The sequence below is a fragment of the Pseudomonas asgharzadehiana genome (assembly GCF_019139815.1).
GTDB lineage: Bacteria > Pseudomonadota > Gammaproteobacteria > Pseudomonadales > Pseudomonadaceae > Aquipseudomonas > Aquipseudomonas asgharzadehiana.
Genome location: NZ_CP077079.1, coordinates 1,288,651 through 1,306,608, shown reverse-complemented (window position 1 = coordinate 1,306,608; position 17,958 = coordinate 1,288,651). Strand labels below are relative to the sequence as shown.

The 17,958-nt window shown below is 61.9% G+C and carries 19 protein-coding genes; 10 read left to right on the top strand and 9 right to left on the bottom strand.

Annotation, left to right across the window (positions count from 1 at the left end):
• The first annotated feature begins 194 nt into the window (after positions 1–194).
• Together yejK and KSS96_RS05925 are read left to right on the top strand one after the other, a co-directional pair.
• Positions 195–1,199: a nucleoid-associated protein YejK gene (gene yejK, locus KSS96_RS05930; protein ID WP_003171997.1), complete on the top strand. Its 1,005-nt coding sequence runs from the start codon at positions 195–197 to the stop codon at positions 1,197–1,199.
• Positions 1,199–1,549, top strand: a complete 351-nt coding sequence (locus KSS96_RS05925) for a glutaredoxin family protein (RefSeq protein ID WP_065877241.1) — start codon at positions 1,199–1,201, stop codon at positions 1,547–1,549. Before yejK ends, KSS96_RS05925 begins: the two co-directional genes overlap by 1 nt.
• Here KSS96_RS05925 and KSS96_RS05920 read toward each other — a convergent pair whose 3' ends face one another.
• From KSS96_RS05920 to KSS96_RS05900, 5 genes are read right to left on the bottom strand one after another with little or no spacing between them, the layout of a single operon-like run.
• A complete protein-coding gene (locus tag KSS96_RS05920; RefSeq protein ID WP_017526258.1) occupies positions 1,550–2,527 on the bottom strand; it encodes a FecR family protein in 978 nt (325 codons plus the stop codon).
• Positions 2,524–3,102 carry an RNA polymerase sigma factor gene (locus KSS96_RS05915; RefSeq protein ID WP_017526257.1) on the bottom strand — a complete coding sequence of 193 codons (579 nt, stop codon included), beginning with the start codon at positions 3,100–3,102 and terminating at the stop codon, positions 2,524–2,526. The genes KSS96_RS05920 and KSS96_RS05915 overlap by 4 nt, the downstream gene beginning before the upstream one ends.
• An 8-nt stretch (positions 3,103–3,110) precedes the next feature.
• Positions 3,111–3,437, bottom strand: coding sequence for a DUF3325 domain-containing protein (locus tag KSS96_RS05910; protein ID WP_017526256.1), 327 nt, complete (start codon positions 3,435–3,437; stop codon positions 3,111–3,113).
• Positions 3,438–5,012 (bottom strand): PepSY-associated TM helix domain-containing protein, encoded by a 1,575-nt coding sequence (locus tag KSS96_RS05905; protein ID WP_017526255.1) that lies wholly within the window; start codon positions 5,010–5,012, stop codon positions 3,438–3,440.
• On the bottom strand, positions 5,009–5,311 hold the full coding sequence (locus KSS96_RS05900; RefSeq protein WP_135196392.1) for a DUF3649 domain-containing protein: 303 nt from the start codon (positions 5,309–5,311) through the stop codon (positions 5,009–5,011). The genes KSS96_RS05905 and KSS96_RS05900 overlap by 4 nt, the downstream gene beginning before the upstream one ends.
• 170 nt (positions 5,312–5,481) lie before the next feature.
• Between KSS96_RS05900 and KSS96_RS05895 the strand changes: the two genes are divergently transcribed.
• The 3 genes from KSS96_RS05895 (at position 5,482) to fecA (ending at position 9,339) form a co-directional block, all read left to right on the top strand.
• Positions 5,482–5,970, top strand: coding sequence for a sigma-70 family RNA polymerase sigma factor (locus KSS96_RS05895; RefSeq protein WP_017526253.1), 489 nt, complete (start codon positions 5,482–5,484; stop codon positions 5,968–5,970).
• A complete protein-coding gene (locus KSS96_RS05890; RefSeq protein WP_065877242.1) occupies positions 5,967–6,908 on the top strand; it encodes a FecR domain-containing protein in 942 nt (313 codons plus the stop codon). Before KSS96_RS05895 ends, KSS96_RS05890 begins: the two co-directional genes overlap by 4 nt.
• 91 nt (positions 6,909–6,999) lie before the next feature.
• Entirely contained in the window at positions 7,000–9,339 is a 2,340-nt protein-coding gene (fecA, locus tag KSS96_RS05885) for a TonB-dependent Fe(3+) dicitrate receptor FecA (protein WP_065877243.1), read from the top strand.
• Here fecA and KSS96_RS05880 read toward each other — a convergent pair whose 3' ends face one another.
• Entirely contained in the window at positions 9,340–10,212 is an 873-nt protein-coding gene (locus KSS96_RS05880; protein WP_065877244.1) for a LysR family transcriptional regulator, read from the bottom strand.
• 105 nt (positions 10,213–10,317) lie between these two features.
• Here KSS96_RS05880 and KSS96_RS05875 point away from each other — a divergent pair, with 105 nt between their 5' ends.
• Positions 10,318–11,829 carry an MFS transporter gene (locus tag KSS96_RS05875; protein ID WP_065877245.1) on the top strand — a complete coding sequence of 504 codons (1,512 nt, stop codon included), beginning with the start codon at positions 10,318–10,320 and terminating at the stop codon, positions 11,827–11,829.
• Positions 11,830–11,882: 53 nt separating this feature from the next.
• Here KSS96_RS05875 and KSS96_RS05870 read toward each other — a convergent pair whose 3' ends face one another.
• On the bottom strand, positions 11,883–12,293 hold the full coding sequence (locus tag KSS96_RS05870) for an HPF/RaiA family ribosome-associated protein (protein WP_017526248.1): 411 nt from the start codon (positions 12,291–12,293) through the stop codon (positions 11,883–11,885).
• A gap of 212 nt (positions 12,294–12,505) precedes the next feature.
• Positions 12,506–13,453, bottom strand: coding sequence for a LysR substrate-binding domain-containing protein (locus KSS96_RS05865; RefSeq protein ID WP_017526247.1), 948 nt, complete (start codon positions 13,451–13,453; stop codon positions 12,506–12,508).
• Positions 13,454–13,590: 137 nt separating this feature from the next.
• Between KSS96_RS05865 and KSS96_RS05860 the strand changes: the two genes are divergently transcribed.
• The 3 genes from KSS96_RS05860 (at position 13,591) to KSS96_RS05850 (ending at position 16,913) form a co-directional block, all read left to right on the top strand.
• The gene (locus tag KSS96_RS05860) at positions 13,591–14,967 is read left to right on the top strand and encodes an L-serine ammonia-lyase (protein WP_017526246.1); all 1,377 of its coding nucleotides are present in this window, start codon (positions 13,591–13,593) and stop codon (positions 14,965–14,967) included.
• A 60-nt stretch (positions 14,968–15,027) separates the two neighbouring features.
• Positions 15,028–16,317 carry a serine/threonine transporter gene (locus KSS96_RS05855; RefSeq protein WP_065877246.1) on the top strand — a complete coding sequence of 430 codons (1,290 nt, stop codon included), beginning with the start codon at positions 15,028–15,030 and terminating at the stop codon, positions 16,315–16,317.
• A gap of 278 nt (positions 16,318–16,595) precedes the next feature.
• Positions 16,596–16,913, top strand: coding sequence for a DUF3509 domain-containing protein (locus KSS96_RS05850; protein ID WP_017526244.1), 318 nt, complete (start codon positions 16,596–16,598; stop codon positions 16,911–16,913).
• Here KSS96_RS05850 and KSS96_RS05845 read toward each other — a convergent pair.
• Positions 16,910–17,398, bottom strand: a complete 489-nt coding sequence (locus tag KSS96_RS05845; RefSeq protein ID WP_017526243.1) for a phosphate-starvation-inducible protein PsiE — start codon at positions 17,396–17,398, stop codon at positions 16,910–16,912. The two genes, KSS96_RS05850 and KSS96_RS05845, sit on opposite strands and share 4 nt — an antisense overlap.
• 246 nt (positions 17,399–17,644) lie before the next feature.
• Here KSS96_RS05845 and KSS96_RS05840 point away from each other — a divergent pair, with 246 nt between their 5' ends.
• Complete coding sequence (locus tag KSS96_RS05840; RefSeq protein ID WP_003171979.1) at positions 17,645–17,905, top strand: YebG family protein; 261 nt, start codon at positions 17,645–17,647, stop codon at positions 17,903–17,905.
• Positions 17,906–17,958: the final 53 nt, after the last annotated feature.

Below are 17,958 nucleotides of genomic sequence, written 5' to 3'. Positions count from 1 at the left end.
ACAGAGACGGGGAAATATCCGCCTCTACCTACCCATTTGGTCAGCTTTATCGCTCTAAACCGTGAAAAAAAGGCATATGCCCGGTCGGACAGCGGTCAAAACCGCCTTCGACGCGTGTCTTGGCCAATGGGTGCGGTACACTGGGCGACTTTTCGGGGAGGCCAGACGCTCCCCTTCAACCAGCCGAGAAGCCTATGCCGATCCGTCATTGCATCGTCCACCTGATCGACAAAAAACCCGACGGCACACCCGCAGTTCTCCACGCCCGTGATTCGGAGCTGTCCGAATCGGCGGCCATCGAGAACATGCTCGCCGACCTCAACGAGAGCTACAACGCCAAACAAGGCAAGGCCTGGGGGTTCTTCCATGCCGAGTCCGGCGCGCACCCGTTCAGCGGTTGGTTGAAGGAGTATTTCGACGGTGGCCAGGACTTCACCACCTTCAGCCGCACGGCGGTCGAGCACCTGCAAAAGCTGATGGAAGAGTCCAACCTTTCCACCGGCGGCCACGTGCTGTTTGCCCATTACCAGCAAGGCATGACCGACTACCTGGCCATCGCCCTGCTGCACCATAGCGAAGGCGTGGCGGTGACCGATGAGCTGGACGTGACCCCGTCCCGTCACCTGGACCTGGGCCAACTGCACCTGGCGGCGCGGATCAACGTGTCCGAGTGGCAGAACAACAAACAGTCCAAGCAGTACATTTCGTTTATCAAGGGCAAGAACGGCAAGAAGGTCTCGGAGTACTTCCGTGACTTTATCGGCTGCCAGGAAGGTGTCGACGGCCCGGGCGAGACGCGCACCCTGCTCAAGGCCTTCAGTGACTTCGTTGAAAGCGAAGACCTGCCGGACGAGTCCGCGCGCGAAAAAACCAAGACCCTGGTGGACTACGCCAGCAGCCAGGCCAAGCTCGGCGAACCCATGGGCCTGGAAGAACTCTCGGGGTTGATCGATGAAGATCGGCCTAAAGCGTTTTACGACCACATCCGCAACAAGGACTACGGCCTCTCGCCGGAAATCCCCGCCGATAAGCGCACCCTCAACCAGTTCCGCCGCTTCACCGGCCGCGCCGAGGGCCTGTCGATCAGTTTTGAAGCGCACCTGCTGGGCGACAAGATCGAATACGACGAAGCCGCCGGCACCTTGATCATCAAGGGCCTGCCGACCCAACTGACCGACCAGCTCAAGCGCCGTAATTGATGCTGGGCACCGTATTCAAGAAAGTCCTGTTGGTATTACTGGTGGTGGTGGCGATCCAGAACTGGGGCAAGGTCGAGCGGCTGTTCAACCCGTCGCAGGTGGCGTCGGAGCAGGTGCGGGCTTCGGCGCGCGTGGTGCTCTACGCTACCGAGTGGTGCGGTTACTGCAAACAGATCCGCCGCTTCCTCGATCAAAAAGGCATTGCGTACAAGGCATTCGATATCGAGAAAGACGCCTCGGCGCGCAAGGCGTACGAGGCGCTGGGCGGCGGCGGGATTCCGTTTGTGGACGTCAATGGCACGCTGATTCGCGATTACAACCCAGATGCGATCATGGCGGCGCTGAAGTGATCAGCGCACCACGATCATCCGCCCCAGCACGTTGTGCTGCTCAAACCCCAGCACCGCCTGCAACGCATTAAGCACCGCTTGCGGGTCTTTGCTCGGGAAGCTGCCGCTGACGCGCCTGGCGCCCATCTCTTCGTTGAGCAGCAGGATGCGCCCAGGGTAGTAGCGCGCTAGGTCCTTGATCACATCAGCCAGCGGCGCCTTGTAGTAATTGAGCCAACCCTCGCGCCAGGCCAGGCGCGATTCGCTGTCCACCGCCTGCGGGGGCTCAGCCATGCCATCGGCGTAGGCGACGTGCTGGCCTGCCGTAAGAATCTGCTGCCGGCCCTGTTTGGACGGCGTAACGCCGACCCGACCGGACAACACCGTCACCTCAGCCCCCGCCGGTTGCAAGCGCACTTCAAACTGCGTGCCGAGCACTCGTGCTTCGCCGCTGCCCGCCTCCACCACAAACGACTGGCCGGTATGCGCCACGCGGAAAAAACCGGCGCCGCGACGCAGTTGGATATGCCGCTCGCCATGGGTGAAATCCACGGCAATCGCGCTGTCGGCGTCGAGGGTGACTTGGGATTTATCCGCCAGGGTGACGGTTTTCACCTCCCCGACCGCCGTGACGTAATCGGCGCCAAAGTCATCGACCCAACGCGACGGCTGCCAACCGGCCCCCATCGACACCATCAGCAGCAGGCAGGCGGCCAGGGCCAGGGCGCCGGACCAGCGCATTACACGCGAGCGCTTGGAGGTATGCATCGCGTTGAGATAGCCCTGCAGCGCCAGGGCGTCTTCGCCCGCCAGTTTAAGCGCGGGCACTTCGCTCAATTCCCACGCCACCTGGGCCTGGGCGTAAGCCTCGACGTGGGCGGGGTCGGCACGCAGCCAGCGGTTGAACGTTGCCTGGTCGCCACTGCTGGGCTGGTCATGCAACAGGCTCAGCCAGGCCAGGGCGGCGTGTTCCTGGTCGGGCGTCGGGGTGACGTTCACGGTGCTTTCCCTGGCGTACGTGGGGGCGATGGTTCACGAAGGCTGGCCTTGCAGGCTTCGAGGGCACGCATCATATGTTTTTCCACGGCACTTTGGGACAGGCCCATGGCCTTGGCGATTTGCGCGTACTTGCGCCCGTGGATACGGTTGAGCAGGAAAATCTGGCGAGTGCGCTCGGGCAGGCTGCGCAAGGCGGCCTCGACATGGCGCAAATCGTTGCCCGCCTCCAGCGCGGCCTGGGGTTCGCAGCCCTGGTGATCCTGCTGCTCGGGTAACCAGCCTTCGCTGCTGCGCACGCGGGCGCCTTCGCTGCGCAGGTGGTCGATGGCGATATTGCCGGCGCAGCGCAGCAGGTAGGTGCTGAGTTCTTCGACCTGCACCAGCGGGCGGCGCCAGAAGCGCAGGAACAGGTCCTGCACCAGGTCGGCCGCCGTGGCGCGACAGCCCACGCGCCGGCTGACCAGGGCTTCCATCTGCGAGCGCTGCGACAAAAACACCTGCAAGAAATGCGCACGCCCGCCCGCCACGTCAGCCTGCGGGCTGTCCTGGGGTTCGGATGGGGGGCTGATCATCATGGCAGGGCTCAGAGGGCGGCGAAGGCCGCAACGGGGCTGACCAGCAGGCCGACGCCCGCCAGGATCAAGGCCAGCCTTGGCCGATAAGGCAACAACAGCACCAGCAGCAGCGCGCTGAGCATCAGCACCGCGCACCACTCCACCAGGCCCAGTGCCCAACCGTCGGCGCTCACGGCGGGCCAGATCGCAATGGCCAGCAGCGCCCACCCCGCCAGGCGCAACCCCTGGCGCCGACGCGGCGACGGCTTGCTGTGGAGCAGTTCGCCGTGATGGCGGTCTGTGGCCAGGCACAACGCGGTGAACCCCGCGTAACACATCAAGAGCGCGAGCAACATTCAGTTCGCCTCCTGCTTGAGGTGCAGCGGGCGCGGCCGTTGCGCCTTGGGCTGCGGCACCGTGCGGCGTTGCATCTTCCAGGCCGCCCAGGCGAGGAATGCGCCGCTGGCCAGGCAGGTCAGGTCGAAACCGGCCATGGCCCAGTCGCCCCGGACCAGGGACACACCCAAATGTTGGGATGTAGTGAGTGCATTGAGCAGCGGTACGGCCATAAACAGCAGCGCGGCGAAGCCCAACTGTTCCACCCAAGCCTGACGACCACGACGCAGGACCGCGTGCAACAGGCTCAGGCCCCAGGCGATAAAGAAGGTCTGCACCTCCCAACCGGAACGCTCGGCGAAGCTCACCGGCAGCAGGCGGTTGGCCCAAAAGAATGCCGCGATGGCGATCAACAAGCCGGACATGCTGGCAATGTTCAGCACTTCCACCAGCCGCAATTCAAATGGCATCACGGCCGTCTTGGCGTGCTTGAGCTGGCGCTTGCCCAGCCATATCACCAGCCCGGTGCCGATCATCGCCGTGCCCGCCAAGCCGCAGATAAAGTACAACCAGCGCAATACCGGCCCGGCGAAATGCCCCATGTGCAGGCCGAAGAAACCGCCGGCGACGAGCGTCGGCAGCGACTGCTCGTCGCTGACCTGCAACAGTTCACCGGTGGTGCCGTTGAATTGCACGACACTGCCGAAGTCATGCACCACCTTGTCGGAACCTGCGCGGAACATATTGACCGACGCGTTCACATCACTGGGATTATTCACCGCGATACGCCCGACATGCCCGCCCGCCCACTGCGCCCGCGCTTGCTCGTACAGCGCCGGCAGCGGCAGCAACTTGCCCGGCACACCCTGGGCCGGCGCATTGTTGCTGGCCGGGAACACCTCATTGAAGAAGGCACGGGCATCACCGCCATAGGAAGCCAGGATCGGCGCCGGCATCACCATGGTCATGAAGATCACCAAGCTGCTGTAGGTGATCATCAGGTGGAACGGCAGCACCAGCACCCCCACCGCGTTATGCCCGTCGAGCCAGGAGCGCTGGCCTTTGCGGGGGCGGAAGGTGAAGAAGTCCTTGAAAATCTTCTTGTGGGTGATGATGCCGGTGATCAGTGCGAGGAACATCACCATCGCCGCGAACGTCGACAACCAGCGGCCCCACGGGTGCGGCATTTGCAGCTGGAAGTGGAAGCGGTAGAAAAACTCGCCGCCCATGCTGTCACGGGCCTCTACGGCTTGCGCATTGGTTGGATCAAGGGTCTTTTGATTGAAATTGCCGCGTTTGCCGGGGTCGAGCTTGTCTTGCCACATCACCAAGAGCCCAGGGTCGCGGCTATTGGGCAAGGTGATGATCCAGCGGGCGGCGTCGGGCGCAACGTGCTGCAGGTAGTTTTGCGCGACGCCGAGGCTGCGCGCATCGTCCACTGCATGGGCCTGCACTTCGGGTTGCATCCAGTGACTGATCTCATCCTTGAAATAGGAAAGGGTGCCCGTCAGGAAAATCGCAAACAGCAGCCAGCCGAAGACCAATCCAGCCCAGGTGTGCAACCAGGCCATGGCCTGACGAAATCCCTCTTTCATGTGCGCGTCATCCAAAAACCTAATCCAGCCAGCGTCGCAAACGCCGCGCTCGGCAGCATCACACCCAACCAGGCGCGCCACGCGGTGCGGCAGGCAAAGCACCACAACATCGCCAGCAGATAGAACACAAAGGAACTCAACATGCCGGTGATTACCGCATCCGCACGGGAAGTGGGCAGCCACAGAGCCAGGCAGATACTGGCCAGGGACGCCATCAGGTAACCGCCGATGACAGCGGCCAGCACGCGCGAGGTAACGGCGAAGCGGTAGGCAAGCGGCAGTGAGGGTTTGCTTTTCATGCGGGAGGCGCCAGGTTCGTCAGTGCGCGATATTAATGATAAATATTCTCATAAGCAAAAAAGAACGGATGAATCACCTGCCCAGGCCGATTGCCGAACCGTGTCTTGCGCCCTACAATGCGAACAATTCTTGTTCTCTAACGCTTGTCGAGGCTTGTGGAGTGTTCCCGTTGAGCCCGTCCAACACCGTCGAAGTCCTGTACAACGACCATCACCACTGGCTCACAGGCTGGTTGCGACGCAAACTCGGCTGCCCGGAAAGTGCCGCCGACCTGGCGCAAGACACCTTCATCCGCGTGCTCAGCGCCCGCGAAGCCCCTACGTTGATCGAACCGCGCGCGTTTCTCACCACGGTCGCCAAGCGCGTGCTGTTCAACTTCTATCGCCGCCAGGACCTGGAACGCGCCTACCTCGACGCCCTGGCGCAGATGCCCGAGCACGTGGCACCGTCGGAAGAAGAACGCGCGATCATCCTGCAAACCCTGGTTGAGCTTGACCAACTGCTTGACGGCCTGCCCGTCCAGGTCAAACGCGCCTTCCTGCTGGCCCAACTCGATGGCCTGACTTACGCGCAAATCGGCGCCGAGCTGGGCATTTCCATCGCCACCGTCAAACGCCACCTGCATAAAGCCGCCCTGCGCTGCTACTTTGCCCTATGAATGTCTCGAACCAGGTCGCCGAACAAGCCGTGCATTGGCTGATGGAAATGCAGCAAGGCGCCCTCAACCCGCGCCAGCAAGCGGCCTGGCAGCGCTGGCTGAACGCCCACAGCGAACACCAGCGCGCGTGGGATCATATCCAGCACGTCAACCAACGCCTGCGCGGCATGCCCTCGCCCCTGGCGCATGCCGCGCTGAACGCGCCCACTTCAACCGGCCGGCGCCAGGCGCTCAAGCTGCTGCTCATCCTCGGCGCCGGCTCGGCCGCGGCCTGGAGCCTGCGTCAGCAACATATCCTGCCACCGCTGAGCGCCGATTACCGCAGCCCGGTGGGCCAGCGGCGCAAGGTGCAATTGGCCGACGGCAGCCAATTGCAACTCAACACCGGCAGCGCCGTGGATGTGCATGTCGACGGTCAGCAGCGCCTGATCCGCCTGCTCGAAGGCGAGATCATGTTGAGCGGCATCGCCGGCAATGCGCCGCTGCACGTACTCACCGGCCAGGGCCTGCTCACCAGCCAGGCGGCACGCCTGAACGTGCGCCAATTCAATGACCACACCCAACTGGCGGTACTCGACGGTCAGGTCGAGGTGCTGCCCAACAGCTACAGCGGCCTGCCGCTCACGGTGCAAGCCTCGCGCCAGGTCAACTTCATTCGCAAGGGCTGGGACACCCCACGCCCAACCGACGCCAACAGCGGCGCCTGGGCCGACGGCATGCTGGTGGCCGCGCATATGCGCCTGCAAGACTTCCTGGCGGAACTGGGCCGCTACCGTCGCGGCCAGGTCAATTGCGACCCGCAAGTTGCCGACCTGCTGATCTCCGGCAGTTACCCGCTGGACAACAGCGAGCGCATCCTCGACCTGCTGGAAGTCAGCCTGCCGGTAAAAGTGCGGCGCTTTACCCGCTATTGGGTGACCGTCCAGGCACGCGCCTGAAATTAATTTAAAAAACGGTGAGCCGTTTTCCCCGCCTCGCGTGACAGAGAAGGAAAGCCACCTTGAACCTTCCTTCTCAGGACCGCTCCTCATGCCCCAGCAGCCGACCCTCATCGCCCGCACCTTGCGCCAACTGTTCCTGGGCGCCAGCCTCAGTTTCACAGTCTTGCCTTGTGTGATGGCCGTCGACGCCAAGCCGTATCACATCGCCCCAAGCTCGCTTGAGGCAGCGCTGAACCAGTTTGGCCGCGAAGCCGGCGTGCTGATTTCCTTCGGTTCCGACCTCACGGCCGGCATGCAGAGCCGTGGTCTGTCCGGCAATTACAGCGCCGCCGAAGGCCTGCAAAAATTGTTGGAAGGCACCGGCCTGCAAGCCCGTGCCGAAGGTGACAACGCCTTCAGCCTGCAACCTGCGAACGCACCGGCGAGCGTCGAACTGGCAACCTCCAGCGTGGTCGGGGACTGGCTCGGCGATGCGGCGCAAACCAACGTGTTCGAACACCCCGGCGCCCGCGACGTGATCCGCCGCGAAGAATTCGAACGCCAAGGCGCCACCCAGGCCAAGGACGTGCTCAACCGCATCCCCGGCGTCAACGCGCCGGACAACAACGGCACCGGCAGCCATGACATGGCGCTGAACTTCGGCATTCGCGGCCTCAACCCGCGCCTGGCGTCGCGCTCTACAGTGCTGATGGACGGCATCCCGGTGCCCTTTGCGCCGTACGGCCAGCCACAACTGTCGTTCGCGCCGATCAGCATGGGCAACATGGACGCGGTGGACGTGGTGCGCGGTGGCGGCGCCGTGCGCTACGGCCCGCAGAACGTCGGCGGCGTGGTCAATTTCGTGACCCGCGCGATCCCGGATGCGCCCACCGTCAAAGGCGGCTTGCAGACCGAGACCAGCCCGTCGTCCAGCCACGACGGTTTCAAGACCACCGGCAACCTGCTGGCCGGCGGCACTGCCGACAACGGCCTGGGCGGCGCGATTCTATATTCCGGCACCCGTGGCGGCGACTGGCGCGAGCGCAGCGATACACAAATCGACGACCTGATCCTCAAGGGCAAGTACCAACTTGACGACGCCAACAGCTTCAACGCCATGGCGCAGTACTACGAAGGCCAGGCGGATATGCCCGGCGGCTTGAACGTGGCGGACTACAAGGCCGACCCGTACCAGTCCACCCGCCCCTACGACAAATTCTGGGGCCGCCGTACGATGTTCAACGTGGGCTATCGCTACGAACAGGATCGCCGTGAATTCACCGTCAACAGCTTCTTCACCAAGACCCTGCGCAGCGGCTACCTGGACCAGGGCACGTTCCTCTCGCTGTCGCCGCGTGAATATTGGGTGCGCGGCCTGGAAACCCGCTTCGCCCAAGGCTTCGACCTGGGCCCCACCAGCCATGAAGTGGGCGTAGGCTACCGCTACATCAACGAGGCCGGCCACGAACTGCGTTACCGCACGCCGATTTCGGCCAACAACCAGCAAATCCCCACCACCAACAGCCGCAACGACCGCGACACACGCGGCGGTACCGAAGCCAATGCGTTCTTCATCGACGACCGCATCGATATCGGCAAGTGGACCCTCACACCGGGCATTCGCTACGAGGTGATCGAGTCCCAGCAGACCAACAACCTTACCAACGTGAAATACAAGGGTGACTACAACACCGCCCTGCCGGCGTTGAACGTGCTGTATCACCTGACCGACGAGTGGAACCTCTACGCCAATACCGAAGGCTCATTTGGCAGCGTGCAGTACAGCCAGATGCCCAACCGCGTGACCAGCGGCGAAGTGAAACCGGAAAAAGCCCGCACCTGGGAACTGGGCACGCGCTATGACAACGGCAGCCTGCGCGCGGAAATCGGTGCGTTCCTGATCAACTTCGACAACCAGTACGAAAGCAACCAGACCAACGACTCGGTGATCGCCCGTGGCGAAACCCGCCACCAAGGCATCGAGACCAGCGTCAACTATGCGTTGGACGGCTTGAGCCCGGCGCTGGCCGGCTTCGATGTGTATGCCACCTACGCCTATGTCGACGCCACCATCCGTGAAGACGGCCCGAACAAAGGCAACCGCGTGCCCTTCTCGTCCAAGCACAAAGGCACTCTCGGCATGGGCTACACCGAAGGCCGCTGGAAGCTCAACCTGGACAGCAGCTACCAGAGCAGCCAGTTCGCCGACAACGCCAATACCCAGGCCGAAAGCGCAGACGGCGCCAACGGGCGCACCCCCGGCTACATGCTGTTCAGCAGCCGCGCGGCCTATGACTTCGGCCCGCAACTGTCGGATTTGAATGTGGCGGTGGGGGTGAAAAACATCTTCAACAAGCAGTACTTCACGCGCTCGTTCGATGACAACAACAAGGGTAAGTATGTGGGTGAGCCGCGCACGGTGTATGTGCAGACGTCCATTGCGTTCTGATCAACTACCCGCCAGGCAACTGGGCGTGGCCGCCACCAGCGCGTCGATCGCACAGCGCGTCTTGGCCGGCATATGCGTCGCAGTCGGCCAGATCACATGAATGGGTGACGGCTGCTCGCGGTAACCGGGCAGCACCGCTTCCAACTGCCCGCGCAGCACATAATGGGCAACCAGCCAACTCGGCAGCCAGGCCAGGCCGACACCCGCGATGGCGGCGTCGGCCACGGCCTGCAAATCGTCCACCAGCAACGGCGAAGCCACGCGGGAACGGTGCGGTGTGTTGTAACGGTAGGCGATGCCGCGATGGGCGGCGAGGTCTTCGATGGACTCAATCGGACCGACGCGCTGCATATACGCCGGTGCCGCCGCCAGGCACACCGATTGTTCCCCCAGGCGCCGTGCGCTCAGGCGGTCGGTGTCGGGCAGCGGGCCGATCCGCACGGCGACGTCGAAGCCCTCCTGCGCCAAGTCCACCAGCCGGTCGGCGAAGCAAATTTCGATCTCCAAGGCTGGGTAGCGATCCATCAAGCCCCACAACGCGGGCGCCGCATAGTGATGCCCGAAGGCCAGCGGCAAACTCACCCGCAAACGCCCGCGCGGCTGTTGCCGACCGCTTTCCAACACCGATTCGGCCGCCTCGAGTTCCGCCAGTGCGCGCAAGCAATGCTCGTAATAAGCCTGCCCGTCTTCGGTCAAGCGTTGGCGACGGGTAGAACGCTGCAACAGGCATGTGCCCAACCGCGCCTCCAACCGCGCCAAGCCTTTACCCACCGCCGAGCGCGTGAGGTTCAGCCGCTCGGCGGCCTCGGTCAGGTTGCCGCTTTCGACGATGTGCAAAAAGAGTTCAACGCCATCAAAACGCGCAGTGGCCATGCTTTATTTGTCATCCAATATTCCCCTATACGCGGAAAACTTATCACAAATAAAGAAACAGATTCCCCTGAGAATAAACCGACCCACTATCGAAAGGAGAATCCCATGCCACCCGCCACGACGTTATCGACCTCCCGCGCCCCAAGCACCGCCAGGAATAATCTCGCCCTCACCGCCGTGTGCCTGGTGGCCCTGATGTTCGGCCTGGAGATCTCCAGCGTGCCGGTGATCCTGCCCACCCTGGAGCAACAACTGGGCACGGGCTTTCAGGACGCCCAGTGGATCATGAACGCCTACACCCTGGCCTGCACCAGCGTGCTGATGGCGGCGGGTACGCTGGCCGACCGCTTTGGCCGGCGGCGCATGCTGGTGCTGTGCCTGTGGGTATTTGGGCTGGCCTCGCTGGCATGCGGGCTGGCCGATTCGGCCGTCACGCTGATCGTGGCGCGGTTTGTACAGGGTATCGGCGGCGGCGCAATGATGATCTGCCAGTTCGCCATTCTGTCGCACCTGTTTCGCGAGCCGGCGGAACGGGCGCGGGCATTTGCGATCTGGGGCGTGATCGCCGGCGTGGGCCTGGGCTTCGGGCCGATGGTGGGCGCTGTGATCCTGGCGCTGGCGGACTGGCGCTGGGTGTTCCTGGTGCACGTGCCGCTGACCCTGTTCACCCTGGCGCTGTTGCGTGTCAGCGTGGCGGAGTCCCGCGACCCGGCCGCGCACCGGCTGGACATCGCCGGCATGCTCACGTTGACGCTGTCGGTATTCGCCCTGGTTTACTTCATCACCCAAGGCAGCGAACACGGCTTCGGTACACCGGCCATGCTCGCCTGGGCGGGTTTGGCGGTAGTAGGGTTAGTGCTGTTCATCCTTGTTGAACGGCGCAGCGCGCACCCGATGTTCGACTTTTCGGTGTTTCGCATCCAGCGTTTCAATGGCGCGTTGATGGGCTCGATCGGCATGAACTTCAGCTTCTGGCCGTTCATGATCTACCTGCCGCTGTACTTCCAGGCGGGCCTGGGCTACGACACCCTGACCACCGGCGGCGCCCTGCTCGCCTACACCTTGCCCACCTTGCTGGTGCCGCCATTGGCCGAACGCCTGGCCCTGCGCTACGGTGCCGAACGCGTCATCCCCCTGGGGCTGGGCTTGATGGGGGCGGGCTTTTTGGCCATGGCTGCGGCCAACGGGGCTGAACGGCCGAGTATCGGGCTGGTGCTGCTCAGTTGCGTGATCGCCGGGGTGGGCCTGGCGCTGACCAACTCGCCCACCACCAACACCACCACCGGCTCGGTGTCGGCGGATCGCGCGGGCATGGCCTCGGGCATCGACCTCAGTGCCCGGCTGATTACCCTGGCGCTCAACATCGCCCTGATGGGCCTGGTGCTGTTGCTGGGGATCAGCCACCAACTGGCCGCAACGTTACCCGACAGCACCGCCATGGATTGGCCGGCCATCAGCCAAAGCATTGCCGCCGGCAAACTGGGCACGGTGGGGCTGAACGTCAACGACGCCCAGGCGGCACTGCGCAATGGCACCGGTTGGGCCATGCTGTTTGCGGGGTTGGGTGCCGGCGGCTTGGCAGTGCTGAGCCGGTATTTTTTCCGACGCGGCCGTTGAGCGAAAACGGGCCTGCATTTGCAGGCCCGTTTGTAGGGAGGGTTAAAAATCGATCAGCCGTTGATCACAGCGTTTTCGTTTTCCAGGAATTCCTCTTCCAGCGCGTCTTCATTCACTTTGTTGATGGGCTGGTTCTTCCCGGCAGCGCGAGGCTTGCCTTGTAATTTGCCAAACAGGTGTTCCAACGCATGGTCCAGCTTGGTGGCCGCACCGTCGATCGCCTGTTCCAGAGTATCGGCCTTGTGCAGTACCGAGATAGCTTGATGACCTTTTGGCCGCGCTTCCAGGCGGCAACTCAAATCATGGGGACCGGGCTTGTCGCCGTTCTCATCCCGCAGGTAGACCTCCACACGGGTCAGGTCTTCTTCGTAACGTTCGAGCGTGCTCTCAATGGTAGTACGTACCCACTCCTCCAGTCGGATGCTGCTTTCAATATGGTTATCGCTATTGACTTGGATTTGCATAGTTCTTCCCTTATTTCAGCTAGCTCGCGAGAGGTCACAACTGCGACACCGGGGTGGTGAAACCATGACCTCTTGATTACACAATTGAGCACCTGCAGGAACAATTCAACCCCTTTGCAAAGATAAATCCTACATTACAAATTAAGCCTGACGACAAGCAGAAACGCTGTTAGGGTGGGGAGTTAGTTACATCTTCTTACGCTCAGCGAACCTCACAATTGCCCCTCTCCCAAGGGATGCAATCCGCGAAAAATCTCCGCTTCCTCCACCAGCCAGTCATGTACCGCCCGCACGCCCGGATGGCTCAGCGCGCCCGGCGCATACAGCAACACATAGCGTTTATGGTTGGGCACGGCCAGGCCGAACGGTACGATCAAGGTGCCGCGTTCCAATTCATCGTTAAGCAACGTGCGTCGCGCAATCGCTACACCCATGCCGGCAATGGCGGCTTCGATGGTCAGGTGGTTACGGTTGAACGTGTGGCCGCGACGCACGTCAGCGACGTGGTAGCCGATAGCGTTCAGGTAAAACTCCCACTCGGCGTACTCATAACTCCCACGCCAGGCGGTGATGTCGTGCAGCAGCGGGAAATGCACCAGGTCGGCCGGGCCATGCAGCGGTGGGCGCCCCCGCAGCAAGCTCGGCGCGCACACCGGAAAGATCTGCTCATCCAGCAATGCGGTAGATAACAGGCCGGGGTAGCTGCCGTCGTTCAGGTCGATGGCCAGGTCAAAGTCGCCCTCGTGCAGCGCAATGCTGCTGTCCTCGGCGACCATGCGCAGTTGGATATCCGGGAAACGTTGCTGTAAACGCGGTAAACGCGGGGTGAGCCACTTGCCGAGAAACGAAGGGATCGAACGCAGGCGCAAGGTGCCACTGATCATGCCCGCATCCAGCCGCTGCAATTCGGCATCGATGCTGCCGTAAGCCTCTCCCACCGTAGCCGCCAGCCGCTGCCCTTCGGCGCTGAGTTCCACACCACGGGCTCGCCGGTGAAACAGTCGAAAGCCCAAGCGCTCCTCCAACTGGCGGATTTGCTGGCTCACCGCCCCCGGTGTGATGTGCAGTTCTTCGGCGCAACGGGTGAACGACAAATGCCGTGCCGCGCATGAAAACACATGGAGCCAGACGTAGGTCTGACCATGAAGGGGGCGGGCCATAGAGTTTAGTCCTGCTAAAGGGTGTCTTAGGATAATTCGTTGGTCAGTGCCAATCCAGAGGCTCAGTATCACGCCAATTGCGCTCGTCCTACAAAACATGGCAGCGATTCCTACTCCATTGCTTGTAAGGCTTTAGCATGGCTATCAGTGTTTTCGATCTATTCAAGGTGGGCATCGGCCCGTCCAGTTCCCATACCGTTGGCCCCATGCGGGCGGCGGCGACCTTTGCCCAAGCCTTGGGCGATCAGCAATTGCTCAGCGAAACCCGACGGGTGCAAGTGCGCTTATACGGTTCGCTGTCCGCCACTGGTGTCGGCCACGCCACCGACCGCGCCTGCGTGATGGGCTTGATGGGCGAGTGGCCGGACCGTGTCGACCCCACTTCGATCAACACCCGTATCCAGCGGTTGCGTGAGTCCGGCCGCTTGTTGCTGGCCGGCTCACAAGACATTGCCTTCGATTGGCACACCGATCTCCTACTGCTGGACGAAAGCCTGCCCTACCACCCCAACGCCATGTCCCTGCACGCCTATGGCGACAGCGGCCTGCTCAGCGAGCAAACGTACTACTCGGTAGGCGGCGGTTTCATCATCGACGCGGCTGAAGCGGCGTCCGGTATCGCGCCGACCAGCGATGTGGAGTTGCCCTACGACTTTTCCAGTGCGGCGCAACTGCTGGCCCTGTGCAATAAACATGACCTGCGCGTTTCCGAACTGATGATGGCCAACGAACGCGCCTGGCGCAGTGACGAAGAAATCCGCAGCGGCCTGCTGCATATCTGGTCGGTGATGCGCGCATGCGTGGAGCAAGGCCTGCGCGATGAAGGCATCTTGCCAGGCGGCCTGGATGTGCCACGGCGCGCGGCGAAATTGCACCGCAGCCTGTTGGAAATAGGCAAACCCAATGTCATCACCTCGACCTTGTCAGCCATGGAGTGGGTCAACCTGTTCGCCCTCGCCGTCAACGAAGAGAACGCCGCCGGCGGGCGCATGGTCACCGCGCCGACCAATGGCGCGGCGGGGATCATCCCGGCAGTGCTGCATTACTACATGAAGTTCAACGCCGACGCGTCCGATGACGATGTGGTCAACTTCTTCCTGGCCGCAGCCGCCGTCGGCATCTTGTGTAAGAAAAACGCCTCTATCTCCGGCGCCGAGGTCGGCTGCCAGGGCGAAGTCGGTTCGGCCTGCGCCATGGCCGCCGCCGGGCTGGCCGACATCCTCGGCGCCACGCCCGAGCAACTGGAAAACGCCGCCGAAATCGGCCTGGAGCACAACCTCGGCCTGACCTGTGACCCGGTCGGCGGCTTGGTCCAAGTGCCCTGCATCGAGCGCAACGCAATCGCGGCGGTCAAGGCGATCAACGCCACGCAAATGGCCCTGCGCGGCGACGGCAAACACTTCATTTCCCTCGACCGGGTCATCCGCACCATGCGCGACACCGGCGCCGACATGCATGACAAATACAAAGAAACTTCACGGGGCGGCCTGGCCGTGAGCTGGGTGGAATGCTGAGGAGCATTCCCTGACCGCCCCAACGTGAGCCCGCGCAAAAATAATAACGAGGCAATATCGATGACCGATGTACGTACACCTGCTGCCGAAAACCCTGAACGTGTAGAAAGCACCGTCACCACCGGCTGGACCCCGCACGACACCACCTGGATGCTCGGCCTCTACGGCACCGCCATCGGCGCGGGCACCTTGTTCTTGCCGATCAACGCCGGGGTCGGCGGCTTCTGGCCGCTGATCGTGCTGGCCTTGCTGGCCTTCCCGATGACCTTCTTCGCCCACCGTGGGCTGACGCGCTTTGTGTTGTCAGGCAAATCCGGCGATATCACCGACGTAGTCGAAGAACACTTCGGCGTCGGCGCGGGCAAATTGATCACCCTGCTGTACTTCTTTGCGATCTTCCCGATTTTGCTGGTGTACAGCGTGGCGCTGACCAATACCCTCGGCAGTTTTATGCAACACCAACTGCACCTGACGCCGCCGCCCCGGGCGATCCTGTCGCTGGTGCTGATCCTCGGCCTGATGGCGATTGTGCGCTGTGGCCAGGGCATGATCGTCAAGGCCATGAGCGTGCTCGTCTACCCGTTCGTCGCGGCGCTGCTGTTGTTGGCATTCAGCTTGATTCCCAATTGGAACGGCGCATTCTTCGCCTCCGCCAGGGAGGGCATGCCGCTGCCGATGTTCTTTCAGACGCTGTGGCTGGCGATCCCGGTGATGGTGTTCTCGTTCAACCATTCGCCAATCATCTCGGCCTTCGCCGTCGACCAAAAACGCGTGTACGGCCCGATGGCCGAGCGCAAAAGCAGCGGTATTCTCGCCACCGCCCACGGCATGATGGTGCTGACGGTGATGTTCTTCTGCTTCAGTTGCGTACTGGCGCTGTCACCAGCGGACCTGGCGGCGGCCAAGGCCCAGAACATTTCGATCCTGTCGTACCTGGCCAACCACTTCCAGACCCCGGTGATCGCCTACGCTGCACCGCTGATCGCGCTGGTGGCCATCACCAAATCCTTCCTCGGCCATTACATCGGTGCGAGCGAAGGCTTCCAAGGCCTGGTCGTCAAATCCCTGCGCGGGCGCAACCGCACGCTGTCAGCCAAATGGCTGGAGCGCAGCACCGCACTGTTCATGGTGCTCACCTGCTGGGCCGTGGCCACTTTCAACCCGAGCATCCTGGGCATGATCGAGACCATGGGCGGGCCGATCATCGCGTGCTTGCTGTTCCTGATGCCGATGTACGCAATTCGTCGAGTGCCATCTTTGCGCCAGTATTCTGGACAGGTATCGAATGTGTTTGTGGTGCTGATCGGTTTGATTGCGCTGTCTGCGATCGTTTTCTCCGTGCTGCCCTGAAATAGCCCACCGACTTCCAGCACAACGCAAAACACATATGGGAGGGGGCTTGCTCCCGATAGCGGCCTTTGAGCCAAGCATTCATTGGCCAATGCACCGTTATCGGGAGCAAGCCCCCTTCCACATGAGCATCCCACGGTCTGATAGGGCGTTATACGGCACGGCCCTTGCTGTAGAGCTTCTGAGGGAAATGGACTTTGGCCGGTGGTCAGGCAATGCGAACTAATCCCGACACCGGTCGTCAATGACTGCATGTTCTTATCAGGCGGTAACGCACCATGGACAATCCTTTTCAGATCATCACCGACACCTTCAGCCCAAAATACCGGGTCAACCTGAGCATTCAACGGCTTGACGGCAGCATCATGCTCACCCTTTCCGATGACACCGGCGTGGTGGCCAAGCGCATGATCAGCGCCGAACAACGCAACGACCCGCAACGGCTCAAACGCCTGGTGCAGAGCATCCAATTCGGCATCGCCATCGAGCAGGGGCACAGCGCGATGGAGATCCTGGCCGTGATGACGGATGGCGACAATCACAAACTATTGCAAAGGCCCCCCAGCCGCACCCTGCCCTTCAGCGTCGGGCTTTAAAGCTCACCTTTCTCCGTCTCCAGGCTCGCCTCGCCCTTGCGACGCGGGCCTTCGACCTTCACCGACGGAAACGCCGACGACGCATAGCGCACCACCAGAATCGCGAAAGCCAACAGCAGAATGCCGCCGCACAGGTAGATGATGCCCAGGTCTGGCGGGTTGTGGTGCGACACGTTAGAGATCAGCAGGCGCGTCAGCGCGGTGATGGCCACGTAGATCAGGAAACGCACGGGCATGTGGTTGGTCTTGAAATAAATCCCGACCATGGCGCCCAGTTCCAGATAGATGAACAGCAGCAAGATGTCATCGATCTTGATGTGCCCGTTCTCCAGCATCCCCAGAAATTCCATCACCGCCGCCCAGGCGGTCACCGCGCCAATGGCGAACAGCGCCAGGTAGTGGAACGACTCCACAAACAGATTGCCCAGCGACTCGGCCAGCCCATGGACTTGCTGGCGCAGCTTTTCGGCCCAGTTGATTTTCACGAAGGTGCTTCCTTAGGTCGGTTCGACCGGATAATGCGGGTTGGACGTGACGGTTGTTCTGCATGCAGAAAAAAGGCCAGAGGCGGGTATAAGATGATGGCGGGGTGACATGAGGCACAGATTGACCATTTCCCGACTACATTAAAAACCTACTATCCAAACCCCGGCGTTTGGCATATCCTCTTAGCTGTATATCGATACAGTAGTAGCAAAAGACAACTATCGTGAAGGCATGTGAGGTGGTGAATGGCCGTCGAAGTGGTATACCGCAGCAGCCGAGATCTGGAGCGTTTGTTCATGGATAAAGCCGAAGCTGACCGTCATGACAAAATGCTTGAACTCGCTGAGTTGCTGGCAGAAGTGTTGCAAAAAGCCGTGCCGTCCCTGAGCGAGCAGCAGGTGGAGGAAGCCGGGATCTACATGGCGAAGAACCGCGATGTATTTGCCAAGGCGTTCAAGAGCCAGCCGGACGCGTTGTCCGAATTGCTCAACGCAGCGGCCGAATAAAGCCCGAATTGAACAGGCCCTGAGTCCATGATTCAGGGCCTTTTTAATGCCTG